The 3,275-nt window shown below is 55.1% G+C and carries 5 protein-coding genes and 1 pseudogene; all 6 read right to left on the bottom strand.

Features of this window, described 5'->3' with window-relative positions:
* Positions 1-127, bottom strand: a 127-nt coding sequence (locus BBW68_RS03775) for a DUF826 domain-containing protein (protein ID WP_186821263.1), incomplete at its 3' end; no start/stop codon positions are given.
* A gap of 87 nt (positions 128-214) precedes the next feature.
* The gene (locus BBW68_RS03770; RefSeq protein WP_070134061.1) at positions 215-787 is read right to left on the bottom strand and encodes a tail fiber assembly protein; all 573 of its coding nucleotides are present in this window, start codon (positions 785-787) and stop codon (positions 215-217) included.
* The gene (locus tag BBW68_RS03765; RefSeq protein ID WP_070134060.1) at positions 784-1,707 is read right to left on the bottom strand and encodes a phage tail protein; all 924 of its coding nucleotides are present in this window, start codon (positions 1,705-1,707) and stop codon (positions 784-786) included. Before BBW68_RS03765 ends, BBW68_RS03770 begins: the two co-directional genes overlap by 4 nt.
* On the bottom strand, positions 1,707-2,285 hold the full coding sequence (locus tag BBW68_RS03760) for a YmfQ family protein (RefSeq protein ID WP_070134059.1): 579 nt from the start codon (positions 2,283-2,285) through the stop codon (positions 1,707-1,709). The genes BBW68_RS03765 and BBW68_RS03760 overlap by 1 nt, the downstream gene beginning before the upstream one ends.
* Positions 2,282-3,086, bottom strand: a pseudogene (locus BBW68_RS03755) (baseplate J/gp47 family protein). Before BBW68_RS03755 ends, BBW68_RS03760 begins: the two are co-directional and overlap by 4 nt.
* An 11-nt stretch (positions 3,087-3,097) precedes the next feature.
* A complete protein-coding gene (locus tag BBW68_RS15665) occupies positions 3,098-3,271 on the bottom strand; it encodes a phage GP46 family protein (RefSeq protein ID WP_083264790.1) in 174 nt (57 codons plus the stop codon).
* Positions 3,272-3,275 lie beyond the last annotated feature (4 nt).

Below are 3,275 nucleotides of genomic sequence, written 5' to 3'. Positions count from 1 at the left end.
CGACCGCTCCATCAATCTGACCATCCAGGTCAGTTTTAATCTGGGTTTTAACCGCCTCTTTTACCTGCTCAGAGAGCAATGCTTTTTTCACCAGGTCGTCATTCACAATATCTTTAATTTCAGCCATTTTTATTTCCTCATTGGAGTTACGATTAAACAGGGAGAAAACCCATAAAGAAAGCCTCATGGTATTATCTCGTTGTTGATATTAATTCTATTGCGCAGGTTTTTCCGGCCACTCCGGCTTGCTGAGGTCGACTTTTTTCAGCGCCTCAATATAGTCGAGCCATGCCTGTAATTTGACTTTGTTATCGTCAGAGAGTGCCCCCAGCATCAGTGCGGTTTGCCATTCAGCAATGACCTGACGGGCCTCAGTGATTAACTGGTTCTGTTTGTTAGTAGCTTCAGCCAGTAGCGCATTTTTTTCTGCATCTTCATCCTTGATCCACGCTTTCCCGTCCCACTTCTCATACTTGCCCGAGGGAGCCGTTGTCACCACGTTCTCTGGCAACGGCCCCAGCTCCTCAATGACAGTTGATGCCCCAGAGGTAGTATCATAAACGGTGACGCCACGATGGTCTTCAATGAGCGACCACGCCTGCTTCGCTTCATCAAAAATAGCAACATGGTCGAAAGGAATAGCCGGTGGCGCTATTTCGGTGCAGTTAGCCGGTAATCCCGTATGCGGTGCAATATACGCATCACCGGCACCAATAAATTCACTGGTGTCTGCGCGTAAATTAAAAACCTTAATGGTCTGTGCCTTGTCGGACATTTTAAAAGTCATGCGAGCCTCACAATATAATTAAATGCGATATTTTTAACGGTATTTTCCGCATTTCCGGCTGCGGCGACCGTGATAGTGTGACCGTGAGCGCCCATAACAATAGTGTGCGTGTGCGCACCAATGGCCACTGTGTGAGCGTGAGCACCGATTGCCACGTTATGGGTGTGCGAACCGATAGCAACTGTGTGGGTATGGGCACCTGCGCTACTGGTATTTGCATTGCCTGATGAATTCTCCCCCCCGGAAGGACCACGCAGTGATCCAGTTTGATGGTCCGTTACATACGTGTGGACATGAGCGCCAGTGCTGTTCGTTGTCTTAGTGCCATAATCAAATGCCGTTGTCGCCTTTGTCCCCAAATCCGTGTTTGACGTGGTTTTCGTCCCATAATCAAAGGCGGCTGAGGTCTTGGTGCCGAGGTCGGTATTTGACGCCGTCGCGGTATGTGTGTGCGACTTGATGCCATCGGCCTCAAGGCTCAGCAGCGCACGACCATCAGGCGCACCTTTAATGGTCTGCCCACGCATATCGGGCAGCTTGCCGGATGGATAGGCCGCAGCAGTTTTCGGGTATTTGGCGGTGTCGAACGCCTGACCCTGCATGATGGCGTACCCGTCCGGTGGCGTGGTTGTTGGCCATGCCAGCGGTGTGCCAACGGGAACGGCCACCGATGCTGCTGTGGCCGCAATTGCCGTAGCGATTGCCTTGATGGCCGTCAGCAACTGGTTATTCTTCGACGGGTCAGGTGTCATCTGAGCTTCAGCCAGAATATTTTTATTCTCGGTCTGAATATCAATAATACCGTCCTGAAGCGCGTTCATGATTTTCGCGTAAACGATAGTGCCTTCCGCGCCGGTTGACGGGTCGCCATCGTGAAATAAACCATCGTCGGTATCGACCGGCTCGATAATATCTTTCATTACGTTTTATTCTCCACGTAATTAAATACAACCTGCGTGTGCGCGGGCTTTAAATCGCGGAATATGCTTTCCAGCATATTCTGGCCAAATGACATCAGGCGCTCACCCGTGGCCGAGCTGCCACAGCGGAAGCGGTAAACCGGCACCTGACCATCCTGAATATTCACAATCCACACCCAGACAATTTCCGGTATCCACAGACGGTCACCGCAGCGGTTACGGCCACAGCGGAACGGCTCCGGCTCATCAATGGTGACGTCATACCCCAGCGACTTCGCCAGACGGATAAAGTAGCTGCGACTCAACCCCCCGGTCTCAACCAGCTTCGCCATAATCTGCTGACGGCGGGCCTGAATGGTCATCCCGTTGCTGACCGATAAGCCCAGTACGCGCTCCCAGTACGAAAGCAGCGCCACGGCAGTAAAAGGTGTTACGCCGTTCAGCACGTCCTGAGCGCTGCGCTCGACGCTGGCCAGCATATTTCCCTCGGCCTGCAGTTCAGCGTTCAGCCGCTTACCATCGCGTGCATAGCCATCAGGCAGCAGATAAAGCAGTTCGCGCCAGTCGTTCCGGGTCATTTGAGTTCATCCACGGTGATGGTGCCCGGACGTATCCACTGCACGGTCTTCTCGCTGACCTCTGGCACGACGTTACCGGTCGGCGCGGTCAGCTCGTAATCCACCACACCGGAGGTATCGGAAATCAGTGCCCCCATCTGGGTTCTGACCGCAATCTCCCCCGGAGCCAGACGGCTGAAGTAGTCCGTCAGCACCTGGGTTATCTGCGTCCTGGCCTCATCGAGCGACAGCCCGTCGAGGCTGACTTTCACAGAAATATCGGTACTCACCGGCTCCGGGGCCATCACCAGCGTGTCTTTTGCCGTCACCGGGCGCTGGTCGTCGATATGGGCCTGTACCGCCTTGAGTATCTCGTCGGACGGCAGACCGCCGCTGGCGGTAATCACCACGTCCACGGTGCCGTAGCCCCGGCGCAGGGGGTAAACATACGCTTCCGTCACGCCGCTGACCTCCATCGCCCAGCGGCGGTAGTCGTATTTGTTGCCCCCGGCTGGCGTGCGGCGCATCAGCTCCAGCAGACGCGAAAGCAGCGAGGTATCGCTCTCGGCATCAGTGCCACCACGCATGGTTTTAATCGTCACCGCGCTGTCGAACCAGCCAGTCGTGGTCGGCGGTGTCCGGGAATATCTGGCGCAGTATCCAACTCTGGTCATTATAAAGTCCCTGCGCCACGCCGGAGACGGCATTCGCCCGTATGGCGTAGTCGCTGTCACCGGAGACGTCCGCATCCGGTAACTGGTTACGGATATCACGTAGCTGTCGTTGAGTCATGTCGGCGAGTGCCGGTACGCTGCGAGCCATATAAACTCCGTTTAAACCACTTTGACCGGGTGGGTGAACGTCAGGACGTTGCCGCCTGCCTGTGTGACCATGATGGACAGCTGCAGCCAGCCGGTTTCAGGCGAGGTGACGACCACATCCACAGCGGTCGCCCGTTTGTCATCAATCAGCGGCTGCAGCGCCTGTTCGGCATACTGGCGGGCCAGTGTG

The sequence above is a fragment of the Candidatus Erwinia dacicola genome (assembly GCF_001756855.1).
Taxonomy (GTDB): domain Bacteria; phylum Pseudomonadota; class Gammaproteobacteria; order Enterobacterales; family Enterobacteriaceae; genus Erwinia; species Erwinia dacicola.
The sequence above is the reverse complement of the archived record's forward strand: the minus strand, read 5'-3'. Positions and strand labels throughout refer to the sequence as shown.